Source organism: Companilactobacillus sp. FL22-1 (genome assembly GCF_043951805.1).
Classification (GTDB): domain Bacteria; phylum Bacillota; class Bacilli; order Lactobacillales; family Lactobacillaceae; genus Companilactobacillus.
On record NZ_JBINJY010000019.1, the window covers coordinates 1 to 15,362 of the forward strand.

At 40.9% G+C, this 15,362-nt stretch carries 17 protein-coding genes and 3 pseudogenes; all 20 read left to right on the plus strand.

What is annotated here, in order from left to right; genetic code table 11:
• Positions 1 to 115 (plus strand): annotated as a pseudogene (locus ACG72T_RS12170) (nicking enzyme TraA protein); the annotation flags it as partial.
• A gap of 81 nt (positions 116 to 196) precedes the next feature.
• Positions 197 to 508 (plus strand): hypothetical protein, encoded by a 312-nt coding sequence (locus tag ACG72T_RS12175; RefSeq protein WP_159271163.1) that lies wholly within the window; start codon positions 197 to 199, stop codon positions 506 to 508.
• Between the two features lie 38 nt (positions 509 to 546).
• Positions 547 to 1,161 carry a hypothetical protein gene (locus tag ACG72T_RS12180; protein ID WP_216747859.1) on the plus strand — a complete coding sequence of 205 codons (615 nt, stop codon included), beginning with the start codon at positions 547 to 549 and terminating at the stop codon, positions 1,159 to 1,161.
• Between the two features lies 1 nt (position 1,162).
• Entirely contained in the window at positions 1,163 to 1,501 is a 339-nt protein-coding gene (locus tag ACG72T_RS12185; protein WP_216747858.1) for a CagC family type IV secretion system protein, read from the plus strand.
• A gap of 20 nt (positions 1,502 to 1,521) precedes the next feature.
• Positions 1,522 to 1,884, plus strand: a complete 363-nt coding sequence (locus ACG72T_RS12190; protein ID WP_216747857.1) for a conjugal transfer protein — start codon at positions 1,522 to 1,524, stop codon at positions 1,882 to 1,884.
• Positions 1,853 to 2,512, plus strand: coding sequence for a TrsD/TraD family conjugative transfer protein (gene trsD / locus ACG72T_RS12195; RefSeq protein WP_216747856.1), 660 nt, complete (start codon positions 1,853 to 1,855; stop codon positions 2,510 to 2,512). Before ACG72T_RS12190 ends, trsD begins: the two co-directional genes overlap by 32 nt.
• A gap of 11 nt (positions 2,513 to 2,523) precedes the next feature.
• Positions 2,524 to 4,539 carry a VirB4 family type IV secretion system protein gene (locus ACG72T_RS12200; protein WP_395266437.1) on the plus strand — a complete coding sequence of 672 codons (2,016 nt, stop codon included), beginning with the start codon at positions 2,524 to 2,526 and terminating at the stop codon, positions 4,537 to 4,539.
• Complete coding sequence (locus ACG72T_RS12205; RefSeq protein WP_395266438.1) at positions 4,532 to 5,950, plus strand: type VII secretion protein EssB/YukC; 1,419 nt, start codon at positions 4,532 to 4,534, stop codon at positions 5,948 to 5,950. The genes ACG72T_RS12200 and ACG72T_RS12205 overlap by 8 nt, the downstream gene beginning before the upstream one ends.
• 1 nt (position 5,951) lies before the next feature.
• Positions 5,952 to 7,121 carry a phage tail tip lysozyme gene (locus ACG72T_RS12210; protein WP_064775086.1) on the plus strand — a complete coding sequence of 390 codons (1,170 nt, stop codon included), beginning with the start codon at positions 5,952 to 5,954 and terminating at the stop codon, positions 7,119 to 7,121.
• 14 nt (positions 7,122 to 7,135) lie between these two features.
• Complete coding sequence (locus ACG72T_RS12215) at positions 7,136 to 7,753, plus strand: hypothetical protein (protein WP_021357684.1); 618 nt, start codon at positions 7,136 to 7,138, stop codon at positions 7,751 to 7,753.
• Between the two features lie 40 nt (positions 7,754 to 7,793).
• Complete coding sequence (locus ACG72T_RS12220) at positions 7,794 to 8,105, plus strand: thioredoxin (RefSeq protein WP_395266439.1); 312 nt, start codon at positions 7,794 to 7,796, stop codon at positions 8,103 to 8,105.
• Positions 8,106 to 8,564: a hypothetical protein gene (locus ACG72T_RS12225; protein WP_021357686.1), complete on the plus strand. Its 459-nt coding sequence runs from the start codon at positions 8,106 to 8,108 to the stop codon at positions 8,562 to 8,564.
• The gene (locus tag ACG72T_RS12230; RefSeq protein WP_219033509.1) at positions 8,561 to 10,090 is read left to right on the plus strand and encodes a VirD4-like conjugal transfer protein, CD1115 family; all 1,530 of its coding nucleotides are present in this window, start codon (positions 8,561 to 8,563) and stop codon (positions 10,088 to 10,090) included. Before ACG72T_RS12225 ends, ACG72T_RS12230 begins: the two co-directional genes overlap by 4 nt.
• Before the next feature lie 12 nt (positions 10,091 to 10,102).
• Positions 10,103 to 10,516, plus strand: a complete 414-nt coding sequence (locus ACG72T_RS12235) for a hypothetical protein (protein ID WP_063490482.1) — start codon at positions 10,103 to 10,105, stop codon at positions 10,514 to 10,516.
• 12 nt (positions 10,517 to 10,528) lie between these two features.
• Positions 10,529 to 11,398, plus strand: coding sequence for a conjugal transfer protein TrbL family protein (locus ACG72T_RS12240; protein WP_057811775.1), 870 nt, complete (start codon positions 10,529 to 10,531; stop codon positions 11,396 to 11,398).
• 16 nt (positions 11,399 to 11,414) lie between these two features.
• Positions 11,415 to 13,553, plus strand: coding sequence for a type IA DNA topoisomerase (gene topB / locus ACG72T_RS12245; protein ID WP_216804282.1), 2,139 nt, complete (start codon positions 11,415 to 11,417; stop codon positions 13,551 to 13,553).
• A gap of 121 nt (positions 13,554 to 13,674) precedes the next feature.
• Complete coding sequence (locus tag ACG72T_RS12250; protein ID WP_063489985.1) at positions 13,675 to 13,890, plus strand: hypothetical protein; 216 nt, start codon at positions 13,675 to 13,677, stop codon at positions 13,888 to 13,890.
• Positions 13,891 to 13,893: 3 nt separating this feature from the next.
• A pseudogene (locus ACG72T_RS12255) lies at positions 13,894 to 14,274 on the plus strand (ArdC-like ssDNA-binding domain-containing protein); the annotation flags it as partial.
• Positions 14,273 to 14,458 (plus strand): annotated as a pseudogene (locus ACG72T_RS12260) (recombinase family protein); the annotation flags it as partial. The pseudogenes ACG72T_RS12255 and ACG72T_RS12260, both read left to right, overlap by 2 nt.
• A gap of 122 nt (positions 14,459 to 14,580) precedes the next feature.
• Positions 14,581 to 15,294, plus strand: a complete 714-nt coding sequence (locus ACG72T_RS12265) for an alpha/beta hydrolase (protein ID WP_063722235.1) — start codon at positions 14,581 to 14,583, stop codon at positions 15,292 to 15,294.
• Positions 15,295 to 15,362 lie beyond the last annotated feature (68 nt).

Consider the following 15,362-nt stretch of genomic DNA (forward strand, 5'->3'; position numbering starts at 1 on the left):
CTACCAACGGCAAAAACAGGCGCAAGGTTTAAAGGAGACTGAGTGGGAAATGACGAAAAAGCACCGGCAACACCAAACTCGAAACCGGCATGAAGATGGGGGGATGCACTTGTAATCAAAATGTAAAATTAAATGGTATCAATGCACCTATTTATGTGCTAAACTAAAAATAAAATAAAGAAAGGAGAATCCGCATGTGGCAAACAAACAAAAATGGCATAGTCTAGCACAAGCAAGTCGTGAATTAGGACATGGGCGCAACTATGTTAGTGCTTGGTTGAGCAGACATAGAGAAGAATTCCCAGAAGAATTAATGCTTGGTTCTGGGAAAAGCAAGTTAATATCTGATGAAGGCATAGAGTGGATTAAGAAGCACATAAAAAAAGAGGGCGTCCTCGTCAGCAGTAGAGTTGCTAACGGGGATCAGCACCTAGAACCGCAACTTCTAGGTGTCACCCTCCTAACAATCCATTTTACCGGGCGGGCTGGGGGAAAGCTAGTTGTTTAATATTTCTAGCCCAGCAAACCCCATAAGGAGGTGACTCAATGAAAGTAGAAAGCTGGCAAGGCATTAATGGCAAGCTAGTTCATGATGATCAAAAGGCGATTGTGGTTGATAATGACCAAGCATTAACCGATCAAAAACAGCTACAAGCAATTTTAGATCAAGACGGCCAGCCAATCGACGAAGTTCGCCGAGCCATGATTAAGAAGACGGTTAAACGTCAGCTAAAAACGCCGCCATTAAAACTTAGGGGCTGGTTTAATCACCATCAAGACAGTCAAAATGCTAAAAAGTCCGAAAAATTGGTGAGTGACAAACCGACCCATCAATATAAGCAGATCAGAAATGAAATGACCTTTTTTGGTGAAAGTTTCCTAGAAGGTTTCTTAGGCTTCTATGGCTTAGAAGTTGATAACGCCTTAGTCCGTTATGAACATAACTTGCATGTCCTAGAGACCCAAGAGTTAGGCCAGTCAGAAAAAGAGTATTACTTAGCCACGAGTGAAAATGGCCACGTCAGATTAGCCACCGACCCATTACCAAGCCAGCAAATTGCCGAGGAACAATTGAACAAGTTCTATCAGCGTGAGCCAGAAGAAACGCAGGCAGAACAAATTCAATTACGAACATCAGAAGACGATAGGAAGGAGGAATAACATGTCAAAATACAGAAAAATGAAAGCGCTAGCAACTACTGGAGCCACCGCAATTTACTTGGGCTTGATGAACGCCCAAGTTGTCTTTGCCGCAGACGGTGGCGAAGTTAAAAGTAAGCTAACCCAAGCTGGGAAGACGATTCAAGGTATTTTAACCGGGTTGGTCGTTTTAGTCGGGATTTGTGTCGCGCTATTTATTATTATCAAAAGAATGCCTGACGCAGACGATCCGCGAGAGAAATCAGAGGTTTACCACGCGGTTGGCCGGGTGGCTGGTTTAGTGGCCTTAGCGGCAGCGATTATCTGGCTATTACCTTGGGTTTACAGCCTATTCACTTAATTTAAAAAGGAGCCTGCCAAATGAAGAAAGGAAAAGAATTTATCTTCCCGGAGAACGTGGATAAAGATTATGGGATCTGGAAAGATTACACCTTGAAGGATTTTGGCTATGCGGCGCTGGCAGGACTAGTGGGCTTAATTTTTATTGCGATCCCACCCTATGGTCTGATTTTAGTCCTGATAAAAATAGTGATTGTTGTCTTAGCCATGACGATTGTCATGGCTATTTTAACAATTAGGCCAGTTGCGGCGCGGAAGAATATTAAAGTGCGGGATAACTTTAAGTTGAAACGCTGCTATGCCAATGGTCAGAAACTGTTTTATTTAAAACCGAAGAAGCGAGGTGAACTAAATGCGTTTGAAGAAGAACAAAACCGCCAATAAAGTAGCCAAGTTAGATTGGAATTACCAACCACCAAAAATCAATGGCGGGAAAGAGACCATTGATGACATGAGCTTAGTAGTGGGTATGTATGGTAACTACGAAGTTACCAAAACGGGTAATCTCGTTGGGATTTTGGAAGTTAGTGGGATCAATCTTGATCTGCTTAATGAAACTGAACAACAGGACGTTTTTGAGGACTATGGCGCGTTTCTGATGAGTACCTTGGGTGAAGGTGTTGATGACACGCTACAGTTCTTAGAACCGACGATTCCCGTCAATATGACGGCTTATCTCAATGGTCTCAAACGGCGGTATCTCGCCTTACAAAAAGACCACCCGGAACAACAGTTCAAAATCCAGCTCATAGCCAGTTACTTGGATCACTTTACTAAAGTCCAAGAATCTAAAAACATGACAACTAAGCAACATCTGCTAATCGTTAAGGTGCCAATTAAAGACAAAAGTGTTAAGAGCTTAAACCTAGCGGTCACTCATTTAGACGAAAAGATCGAACAGGTTAAACGAGACATTGAAAATGCGTTAACGGATTTTGATGTGACGGCCAAAGTTTTGACTAGTCAAGAAGTTCAAGAGATTTTAAAGAACTTAATCAATTTCAATGGATAGGGGGAAACAAAATGAATTTTGGTGATAAAGTCATTGACTTATTCATGCCAACCAAAAACGAAAGTCAGCAAAATAGTGAAACAGCGGTTAATAAACAAAAATCGGAGGTGGAAGACTTTACCAAGCTGATTGATCGCGATAGCTTGCATTCACTATTCCCGTTTAGCTGGGAACAGTACCCCACCTACGTCCAGTCGGGCGAGAATTTTATTCGGGTGTTAGCGGTCGCTGACTATCCTAAGCGGGTGTATGGCAACTGGTTATCAGAATTGAAGCGCAAAAAAGGCGTTATCGATATTGTGCAATATATCGACAGCGCCAGTAACAATTCAATGATTACCTATTACAAGAAGACGATTCAAAATAAGGAAGCACAGAAGTTAAATACGTTCGACCCGTATAAAAAGAAGATTCTGCAAAATTATATTGATTCAGCCAACATGCAACTAGATAAATACCTTGATAATTCTACCACATTTGTGTACCAACATATGCTCATTTATCTACGGGCCAACAGTTTAGCAGAACTAGATGATTTAACCGACAATGTCAAAAACACGCTGATTAAACTACAAATGAAGCCCTTAGTGCCCGTTAAAGCGACGTTCCAAGCCTTTTGGTCAACCATGCCAATTAACGAGAACCTCATGGGGGATTACACCTATAAAGAAAGTAATACCGAAGTCGCCAGTAGCATGTTTCCCTTTGATGACGCGGAAATTTTGGACTTGAAGCCTAGAAGCGATATTGAAGGGGTTAACAAAGATACCAACAGCTTAATTGCCGTAGATATGTTGGATCGCAACAAGACGCTTAATCAAAATCAAGTCATTATCGGGACTTCCGGGGTTGGTAAAACCACCTATATGATTCAGAAAATCCTACGCTACGCCATTCAAGACTATCAAATCTACATTATTGATCCAGAAAATGAATATACCAAGATTGTCGAAGCCCTAGGTGGGGCAGTCTTGCACCTAACCTCGAATGCTAAGTACAAAATTAATCCGCTCCAAATCTTTTCCGAAGAAATCCTCAGCGCTGATGAAGCGGTCACGAACCTTGATTTACTAGTCAAAGATAAAATCCAGCGATTAAAGGGGTTCTTTGAAGTCCTTAAAACCGGGATTACCCAAGTTGAACTGGCAATCCTTGATGATGTCGTTAAACAAGCTTACGTCAACAGTGGCGTTTTGAAATACAGCCGCTTGAAAGAAATTAAAGACGATCAGTGGCCGACCCTATCCAATGTTTATGACGAGTTGGAAAAACTAGCTGATAAAGACGCCGACAAATTTAATCGGGTTAAAGATTTCTACTATATTTTAGGCAGTTATACCCATGGCTCTAACAGCCTATTTGACGGCCACACCAACGTTAACTTAAAGGGGAAGATCATTTCCTTTGATCTAAAACCGCTACAAAGTGAACAGGAAGTCCAATCAGCCGCCTATCTGAACACCTTTCAATATTTGTGGGACGAAATTACCAAAGATCGGCATAGCCGCAAGAAATTGTTTGTTGATGAATTTCACTTTTTGACCTTGCACAAAGCGGCCGCCACCTTTTTCCACCAAGCATACAAGCGGTTTAGAAAGTACAATGCCGGAGCGATTGCCGGAACACAGCAAATTCAAGATGTGATCGAAGGAACGACTGATACCGGTCAAAACATAGGTGAATCTATTATCGGTAACTCCTACACGAAAATCTTTTTCGGGTTAGACGGTAAAGGCGTTGATGATGTGATTACTAAGTTGAGAATGACGTTCTCGGATAAAGAAAAGAAATTATTGGAGCGCCGCCGGCAAGGTGAAGCCCTGATGATCTATGGTAGCCAACGCGCCTTTATGCGTGTCGAGTTGACCGAAGAAGAATTGCGGTTAATTGATCCCGAAGCTTACCAAGAAAAATACAACCGTGAGACAGCCATTCAACCGGATTATCAAAAGCGCGTGATCTTAACTCCCAGTGAGATTGACGCTTTGACGACTACTGAAGAGGAAGGAGGGACTTTAAATGAGTAAATCAAATCAGCTATTAAATATCGAGGTCGGCACGTTCAAGCGACAAGGAAACAAGTTAATCCTCGAACTCAATCACAATCAGTTTCGATACGACCAGTTGAGTGAGCTAAACGAATTAAAGCAAGCTGATGCCAATTTCTTGCAGTTGGTTAACGTGGTTGAACAAGATCAGAAGGTCGTTTTAACTTATACCTTGCCGGATAAGGTCAGATCATTAAAGGAATTACCGCAGGAAAATAAGGCGATCCGGGCAGCCATTGCCAAGAAAATTATGGCGCAAAAGGTGGTTGCTGATAGCCAGTATCATATTGCGTTAAATCCAGCTAATCTGTGGTATTACCCCATGCAACATGTTTGGTACGCCTATCGCGCCAATGAACTCATGCCTTATGATGACAAACATAGCAATTTAGCCAAATACAAAGCGCTGATTCTATTTTGCTTGACGGGGACGCCCTATGAACGGCTACTAAGCAATCCTAAAGAAGCCCTAGCTAAACACCCGGACGACTATTTACAACAAGTAGCTAAAGCTACGTCGTTAAATGAGTTAACGGAAGTGGTTAACAGCATTGAGGACTTTGTGAGTTATCACGAATGGCAGGAAGTTGAAACGGCCCAGCAGAAAACCAAACAACGTTTGTGGTTGAGCGTGGCCGGAGTGGCGATTGTGGCCGGAGTGGCCGTCGGCTTAGTCCATAAAAGTGACGAAAGAAAGTATCAAAGCTTAGCTAACCAGAACCAAGCCCAGGTCACGCGATTAAAATATAGCGGTCAAATTCAGACCGCTTTAAATGATCATAAGTGGTCAGAAGCACAAAAAGATATGCAACGAGCCGGCTATCCTGCAACTAAGCAAGTCAATGTCTTTTTAAAGCATGGTCAGTACCAGCAAGCTTTAAAGGTTGACCCAAGCCAGTTGAATAAGGTTGTCAACACGGCTTATGCCAACAAGGATAGCGGGCAGGTTGCCAAGTGGGAATTGCCAACTAAGGCGACAAGCAAGCAAAAAGACCAGTTGAAACTTGAAAAAGCCATCGTTAACTACGATACCAATACGCTTAATAACCAATTATCCTTTACGACGAACGCTGATGTTTTATTGAGAATGGGACAAGCCTTCCTCGCCCATAATGATACGCAAGACGCCCAGACCGTCCAAACCAAATTAGCCGGTGTGAATAGTCCTAAAGCTAAGTATTTGAAAGCCCTGTTAAGTCTCAATGCCGCTAAGAACGAAGTTGGCGACGCCCAAAAGAAGTTAGATGACGCCAACAAGATTGATGGCAGCAAAGATAAGGATAAAGATAAGAAGGTGGATTCGGCTAAGTCGGACTTAAAGAACGCGCAGAGTGACCAATCAGCAGCGCAAGATAAAGTTGATAAGGCAAAGCAAAAAGTAGGTGCTTAACATGGGACTAGCCTATGAATTTCAAAAGAAAAAAATCAAATTCATATTATATGGTATCGTAGGCTTTTTCATAGCAATTATATTGATAATTGCAGGATTAACAGGAGATTTAGAAGAAAATTGTGGAGATGATACCACATCAAGCCAAGTTACCAATTTAGACGATAAAGGTATGGAAGAAAATGCGAAAAACATTGCTAAGCATTGGAAACAAAAGTATGGTGCCACCCCACAAGCGGCCGCCGGTATCTTGGGGGTCTTACAACTAGAAAGTCGCCTTGATCCCAAGTCTGTTAATTCCAGTTCCGGGGCCACGGGCTTAGCCCAGTGGTTAGGCGGCCGTAAAGATAAGTTGGAGGACTTAGCCCACAAAGAAAGCAAACCAGCGACTAATCTCGGCGTGCAGTTGGATTATCTCGACCAAGAATTGAACAGTAGTTACTATGCGTCAAACAAGCAGATTTTTAAATATACGGACGTGCATAAAGCGACCAAAGCCTGGTTAATGGATTACGAGGGTATGTCTAAAAACCCTGAACAATGGTTTTTGTCAAAGCGTTATGCCTTTGCAGATCACTGGTATTCAGTAATTGGTACAAAAGATCCAGTTGCAGGGGATAGCTTAAAAAATGCTAGCCAAGATGAGGAAGCCAACGCTAATCTAGATTGCGCTAGTGATACCGATACAGGCAAGGCAGACGGCAATATAATTAAAACAGCCAAGAGTATGAAAGGTTATTTCAAGTATGGGCAATCGCACCCTAGCGCTGATTTAGGAACTAACTTAAAAAATCCTAACAAATCAGGAACAACTGATTGTTCAGGATTTATCTGGCTTACCTTGAACAAGGCAGGCTACAAAGTTCCCGCAAATATGGGCTGGTTTACTGGAACAATGGCAAGTGACGCTAAAGGATCACACCAATACTTGAAACAAATTAGTGAAAATGACGCCAAAGCAGGCGATATTGTCATTGTCAATCAGGGTGCGGGTGCAGGAAATAACGGACACACCGCTTTTATTACCGAAAATTGGCATGGTAAAAACACAAAGATTATTGAAGAGGGTGGAGATACCACAGGACATGTAAACGAAAGCACCTTTGGCACCGCCTTTTATAGCTTACTAAGTGGTAGCGATGTAACGTTAGCCCGGCCAATCAAGAAGTAAGGAGGAACCAACAAATGAAGCGTAGCGTGGTTTTAAGTATTGCACTTGGTAGTTTGATCTTAATTATGTCATTAGGAACGAATGCCTATCAACATAGCCAAGTTAAGCAGGCGCAACAACAGATCAGTCGCTTACAACAGCAGAAGCGACAAGTTAGTCAGCAATTGACTAAAACCAACCAACAAAAGCAGTTATTGAGCACCCAAATTGACAGTTATAAGACCTACCAAAATAATAAAGACAAAAGTACCGCAGAAATTGACTTTAACAACACCACAAACGAGTTTTTAAAGTATATGTTTACATTTGAACCTGATTCATACAAAACCCGCAAGGAACATATTAAAGGTTTAATTTCAAATGATTTATATAACCAATATTTCCCAAGTAATCAAAATTTTGGTGATAGTAATAACGTTTCTTCAAAGCTAGACCAAGCCAAGGTTTATACCCGAGCCAAGCAAGACCAAAATATTGACGGATTAGCCGTCATCACATTTGAAAGTAAAACAGGTAGCAACGACTTTAAAAAACAAACTGTTTTGTATCAATTAAGTTATGATACGACCGCCAAACAGTTGACTAAGGTCAAAAGTTTAGGAGATAGCTTTGAAGCGTCAGACATTCAATAAAATTATCAAAACACTTGCTATCTTGGCGGTATTAGCAATTATGGTAATTTTTATCGGACATAACTACATCAATACGATTGAGAAAAGACGAGAAATAGTGCAGATACCAAAAGATACTAAGCAAACTTTGTTTTTCTATCGGGACAATTGTTCAGATTGTCAGTCAATTTTTCATCAGATTTATTGGCACAACGCAATCAATCACAACATCGTCTTGATTAACATGAGCCAACCGCAGAATCGGCATTACATTCAAAAATATCAATTAACGTCAGTACCAACCTTGATCCATGGCAAGCAACGATACTCCGGTACCAACCAACAAAGGATTAAACAGATAGTAGGTGATTAGATGAAAGACAAATTATTAAACAGCGTTAAAGTCAGCTGGCCATATCTACTAACGCTAATCATTGGCTTGTATTTAGCGGAGATTTTAGCTGGATCAGTCATGGCCTTGTCGCACTATAAGCTAACTTTTGCGGATCATATGCCAACCGTATTAAAACAATTAGCCTTGCACCCCTGGCACTATTACAACTTGTATTTGGGTCAAAAGAACCCGGTATTAATTATCGTCAGTATCGCTGTGGTCCTATACACCATTTATTTTGCTTTGAAACGCAATAGCAAGCACAAAGCGTGGGAAACAGCAGATACGGACACCCATGGTAGTGCGACATGGGGAAACGTAAAAGATTTATTAACACAATATTTTACGATAAGTTCCAAAGATTTAAGCAGTCAGTTTAATGAAAGCCTGAATTCAGACGTTATTAAGCAGTTGCAGGATAAGGGGGAGCAGAAATGAACGGTACAATTCTAGGTATGGTTGATAAGCAAATTATTTACCAAAATAACAGCACCAAGCCCAACCGAAACGTGTTCGTTGTCGGGGGTCCAGGTTCTTACAAAACGCAATCGGTTGTTATTACAAATCTTTTTAACGAAACACAAAACAGTATTGTCGTAACCGACCCAAAGGGAGAACTTTACGAAAAGACAGCAGGTATTAAAGTCGCTCAGGGCTATCAAGTCCATGTTGTAAATTTTGCGAACATGATACATTCTGATCGGTATAATCCGTTTGATTATATCGAACGAGATATTCAAGCTGAAACCGTGGCAACAAAGATCGTGCAAAGTGAAAATGCCGAGGGCAAAAAAGATGTGTGGTTCAGTACCCAACGTCAGTTGCTGAAAGCCTTAATCTTATTTGTAATGAACCACAGAGAGCCAAAAGAACGCAACTTAGCAGGAGTTACCAACATTTTACAAAAGTTTGATGTTGAACCAGACAAAGATGAAACTGATAGCCCCCTAGATTCACTTTTCTTAGACTTAACCATGACTGATCCAGCTAGACGAGCTTATGAACTAGGTTTCAAAAAAGCCAAAGGAGAGATGAAAGCCAGTATCATTGAAAGCTTGTTAGCAACCGTCAGCAAGTTTGTTGACGCCGAAGTTGCCGACTTTACAGGATTTTCAGATTTCGATTTAAAAGATATTGGCAACGCTAAAGTTGTGCTATATGTAATTATCCCCGTCATGGATAACACTTATGAAAGCTTCATCAATCTGTTTTTCTCACAATTGTTTGATGAATTATACAAATTAGCGTCCGATAACGGAGCAAAATTACCTAATCCAGTAGACTTTATCCTTGATGAATTTGTCAATTTGGGGAAGTTTCCCAAGTATGAGGAGTTCCTAGCGACGTGTCGAGGGTACGGCATTGGCGTCACCACCATTTGTCAAACCTTAACCCAGCTCCAAGCTTTGTATGGCAAGGATAAGGCCGAGAGTATCTTAGGTAATCATGCGGTTAAAATTTGCTTGAATGCCGCTAATGACGTGACCGCTAAATACTTTAGTGATTTGTTAGGTAAATCGACCGTAAAAGTGGAAACCGGTAGTGAGAGTACCAGTCATAGCAAGGAAGAAAGTCACAGCAAAAGTGATAGTTACAGCTATACTAGCCGTTCACTCATGACGCCTGACGAGATCATGCGAATGCCAGATACACAAAGTATATTAATTTTCTCAAATCAACGACCAATTAAAGCAACAAAGGCTTTTCAATTTAAGTTGTTCCCTGGTGCTGATCGTTTAGTTGAATTGAAACAAAACGACTACACCAGTGAACCTTCAGGAAGTCAGGTTACAAAGTTTAACGAAGCAAACAAAAAGTGGGAAGCGGAGTTAGCAAAAGCCAAAGCTACAAGAGCAAAGAATGATGTAAAACCCGAAGAAGAAGAAGATATGCAAGACGAATTAGACCAGGCAACGAAACAACAAGAAAGCGTTCAAAACGAAAACGAAGATGTGAACTTTTAGGAGGCTATATTGATGAGTAATAAGAAAATCACAATTGCTAGTATTGTTCTAGTATTTTTAGCAGTCCTACTAGGTATTGCTTTTATATTTGGACATAAAACCACCGCAGAAAAGTTACAAGCACAAGAATGGATTTTAACAAGCCAAGAAGAAAGCAATACCGTTAATTTTAAAAAAGATAACACCATGATTTTAGGGAAAGAACCAATGACCGAGAATTTTAAATACTCAATCAAAAAGCAAGGTAATGTTGAATATTTGAAACTTACACACCACGAAGATTTAGGAAGTGACGGTAAATATTACTTCAAAATCAAAAAAACAGATAGTGGCTACTCATTGATTTTGGATCGAGGTAAAACTAATCAACCAGCTAAAAATGCAATGTATGGTATGACAGATAAAAACAACCTAGTCTCAAAGTAAGGAGGAAAGTGTATGTACTCACAAAATTTTGTTGTTGGGTCAATTATTGGAGATAAAATAAACGACTGGTTGAAAGATGTATTTAAAGCAATCATGAACTTTGCTGTATCAGGTGTAAAAGCAATTTTAGACCAATTAAGTACATCTCTACCAATCATTGATACATGGTACGGTATATTTCTTGCTTTTGCGACATCAATGGTTGTCGTGGTTGTCCTAGCAAGAATTATCATTACACTTATTGGCGAGGCGGACGAAAGTACAGATGTAACGTGGGCGAACATTATTATAGACGCTGTTAGATCCGCAATTGCAATTCCGGTCATGGTCTTTTTACAAGCATTTTTGCAAACAAGAATCATCTTACCACTTGCAAAAGGCATGTTTGATATGAGTGGTAAATTTTCCGCAGACGCTGTTTATTCAACATCACAAGTCACGAAAAGCATTAAAATTACAGGATTTATGCAAATACTATTTCTAGCCTTTTTTGCAATCGTAACCGTAGCATTTTTCCTTAAAATGTGTATCTACTTTGCAGATATGGCATTTTATAACTTATCAATCCCGATTGTTGCTATGTCGATTGCCAGTGAAAGTTTTGATTATAGCTCAACCTGGTGGAAAAAATTAGTCTATTACAATGTTTCCATGTTGTCCCAAGTGTTATCACTAACCTTATCAATTTGGTGTTTCACACATATTGGCTCAAAATGGAGCTTTGTTGCCTTTATGGGAACTATTGGTTTTGGCTGGTTAGTACTACACACACCACATGTAATTCAAGATTTTTGGGCTTCAACAGGGATTACCAAAAGTGCTGGACGGTCAGTTATGCGTGGTATGGGTAATATTGGACGAAACATGCTTAGAGGACAGTAAAGGGGGAAACATTAAAATGTCAAACACAGTAATCTTAGCTGAAAAACCGAGCCAAGCAAGGTCATACGTTGAGGCATTTCAAAAAAGCACAAAAAAACAGGGTTACTATACGGTTAGTGACCCTGTTTTGCCCCAAAATACTGTAATCACGTATGGATTCGGCCATTTGGTCGAATTAGCAACACCAGAAAAATACGATCAAAAGTACAAGCAATGGGCGCTATCTAATTTACCGATTTTCCCCGATAAATACAAGTTTATCGTGCTAACCGATAAGAAAACGCAGTTTAAAGTCGTCAAAGATTTACTAACGAAAGCCGATACCATTATTGTTGCCACAGATAGCGACCGAGAAGGTTCCAATATTGCATGGTCAATCATGAATCAAGCCCATATTGATGTTAAAAAGAAGACCATTAAGCGGCTATGGTTGAATAGTTTGGAAAAAGACGCGATTATTACCGGCTTTAAAAATCTTGGTGATTGGCACAAAGACTATTTGGCTTATAAAGAAGCCCAAACCCGTCAAATTAGTGACTGGTTAATTGGTATGAATGGCAGTCCTTTATATACTTTGTTATTAAGACAAAACGGGGTACGCGGGGTGTATTCGATTGGTCGAGTACAAACGCCAACCTTATATATGGTCTATCAAAGAGACCAGGCAATCAAAAACTTTAAGCCGGAACCCTATTTTGAACTAAATGCGGAAATATTAGCCAATCAGCAAAAATTCACCGCAAAATTAGACCCCTATCAGCGGTTTAAAAACGAAACAGGGCTAATGACATTCATGCAAGCTAAACACGTTCAGAAAGGCTCACAGGGCGGTTTAATCAAGGACGTGCAAAAGCAGGCTAAAAAGAGTGCCAGTCCCCAACTATTTTCGCTATCCAGTCTGCAAAGTGCGATGAATAAACGGTATCATGCCAGTGCCAGCCAAACCTTAGCGGCTATTCAAAGTTTATATGAAGCCAAGTTGTTGAGTTATCCCCGAACTGATTGTGCTTATATCACTGATGAAGAATTTGATTATTTAGTGGCTAATCTGACGAAGTATCTGGGTTTGGTATCTAAGCAAGTCGCTTTAACCAATACCACCCCAAATAAACGTTACGTCAATGGGAAAAAGGTTGAAGAACATTACGCCATTATCATGACTAAAGTTGTACCGACGAAAGATCAATTAGCGTCCTTACCTAAATTACAGCAACAGGTCTATGATTTGGTTTTAAGAACGACGTTAGCGATGTTTGCTGATCCGTACGAGTACGAGGAAACCACCATTATTACCCAAGTTGGTGACGCCAATTTTAAAGCAACCGGTAAGGTCCCAACTAAGCAAGGCTGGCAAGCTTTATTTGATGATCACAAAGCCGACCAGCAAGAAGCAGAAACTTTACCGCTCGTTCACCAAGGCGATCAGGTTAAAGCAAATCTGCAAACACCGCAAAAAGAAACGACCCCACCGGTGCCCTTTACCGAAGGTACCTTAATTACGGCAATGAAGACGGCCGGTAAAACACTTGATGATGAAGAAGCCCAAGCGATTCTTAAAGATGTGCAAGGCATTGGAACGAGTGCAACCCGGGCCAATGTGCTGGAAGTGTTAAAGAAGCGCGGCTATTTAGTTACTGAAAAGAACAAGCTCCACGTCAGTGAAGCGGGGATTATTTTATGTAAAGCGGTTGAACTCGAACCCTTGTTAACTAGCCCAGAGATGACAGCAAAATGGGAGCAAGCGTTACAACAAATCAGTACCGAAGAACGCACCCCGGATAACTTTTTGAGCCAGATTAAAAAGTTCGTGGAAAAATTGATTGCTGAGGTCCCCGCGCAATTGACTGGCAGTGCAGCCATTAAGCAACAAATCAATCACCAACAGCAAGCGCAAAAAGCCGCCGAAGTCTTCTTAGAAACACCGCAAGCGACCGTTTTAAATAAACAGAAGTTTTACATTGTGAAGCCTAAGCAAGGCAAAGACTTTACCTTACCCAAGAAATGGAGCAGCAAAACCCTCGGTAAAACTGCAATCAAAGCCTTAGTCACCAAGGGTGAAACCAGTAAATTAAAGGGTTTTAAGAGCAAAAAGGGAAAGTCGTTTGACGCCAAGCTAAAACTTGACGGTCATAAATTAAGTTTTGATTTTGATTAGAACCTGCCTACCGCCCTGCACGTTGTTGCGGTTGGTGAACTCGTCATTTAGGTTCACTTTTATAAAGCCAAAAGTAAACCTAAACAACGGGTGAGATTAGCAAAGCAAAGGAGATCATAAAATGGATAATAAATTAGCAGTCATTGGGAGTGAATTACCAGTTTTGCAGACTAAAGGAGCCTATAAGTATTTAAAAGAAATTACTGGAAATGGGTCTTATTATCAAGTGGCCTGGCAAAAATTAGCCGATGGCTACGTTGCCCTTTATGGCACGACCCCGGTTCAAATCAACGTAGCCCCTATATTGAATGATATTTTTGAAGATGAGGAGGGGTAGACAATGCCGAGTAAAGCCGACGTTAAAGCCTGGAAAGCACAATTAGTCGCCCAAGCCGAACAACAAATCCTAAAATTAACCGATAGTGACCGATTTAAACAGTATCTTAATACCCTGGCTAAATTTCATCATTATAGCGCCAGAAACATTGATTTGATTTATGCGCAAAATCCGCAAGCAACGCAAGTTGCGGGTTTTAAGCAATGGCAGACGGCTTTTAACCGCACCGTCAAACGAGGCGCAAAAGCGATTCGGATTGCGGCCCCGATTATTAAGAAACTGACACCCGCTGAGCAAAAGCGACTTGATACCACCGATGAGCGCGCCATTGTCGGTTATCGTTATCTACCCGTCTTTGATGTGTCACAAACTAGCGGTGAGCCAGATTATCGAGCGTACGCAAGTCGGTAAAATATTTGCAAGGCAACACAATCCCAACTATAAGGAGGGTAGACCCAAAAGAAAAAAAGATAGCCGGAATATGGCTATCTTTGAATATTCTAACTCTCATACTGTGAAGGAAGCCGCTGAAGCTTTTAATATTTCTCCGCGCACAGTGCAATGGTAGATTGTAAAATTAATCAAATAAGTATGGTTAAAGCCGAGCCAACAAGGCTTCATTGAAAATTACTTAAATTGATAATGGCAATTTCTTCTTGACCAACTTATAATAGTAAGTGAGGTGATCGTATGGATTTCAAACAAGTTGTACTAGATGAAACAAACGACACTAAATTAGACATTTATAATAGTGCCACTGACGTTGATTTACCTGGAATTGTGATCTTGCCTGGTGGCAGTTACAAGCCATTCAAGCAACGGGACTCCGAACGCGTAGCCCTGACGTTCTTAACACAAAGTTACCAAGCATTTGTTCTCGAATATCCAATTAATGAAAAGAAAAACTATCAAGTGGCTAAGCAAAGCATTACAACGGCGTTTGACTACATTATTAAACACGCAAACGATTTGAAAGTCAATCCTCAAAATATTGGCATCATCGGCTTTTCAGCTGGCGGCCAACTCGCAGCGGCTTATTCTTGTGAGGCTAACAACCACGCTCGCTTCGCTATCTTGGGCTATCCAGTGATTAATCAAGCTTTGGATGAAAAAATTGGCATTCAAAGTGAGGATGTTTCAAAGCTCGTCACCACAGATACTGCGCCAACCTTTATCTTTGGCGCCAGGGAAGATGGGCTGGCACCGTATGTTGACCACATCCAACCATACACAACGGCGCTGTTTGAAAATGAAGTGCCATTCGAACTGCACGTCTTCGGTTCAGGCGGCCACGGCTTTAGCTTAGGCAATCAATATACGGCAATTGTGAACCGCGACCGGGCAGATAAGCATTTTGCCAAGTGGTTCCCGCTTTGCTTAGAGTGGTTGAAACAATTCAAATAAATCGTCATAAACCTGAAAATGCCCCCGACAAAAAATTATTTTTGCCGAGGGTATTTTGTTTTCCAAAT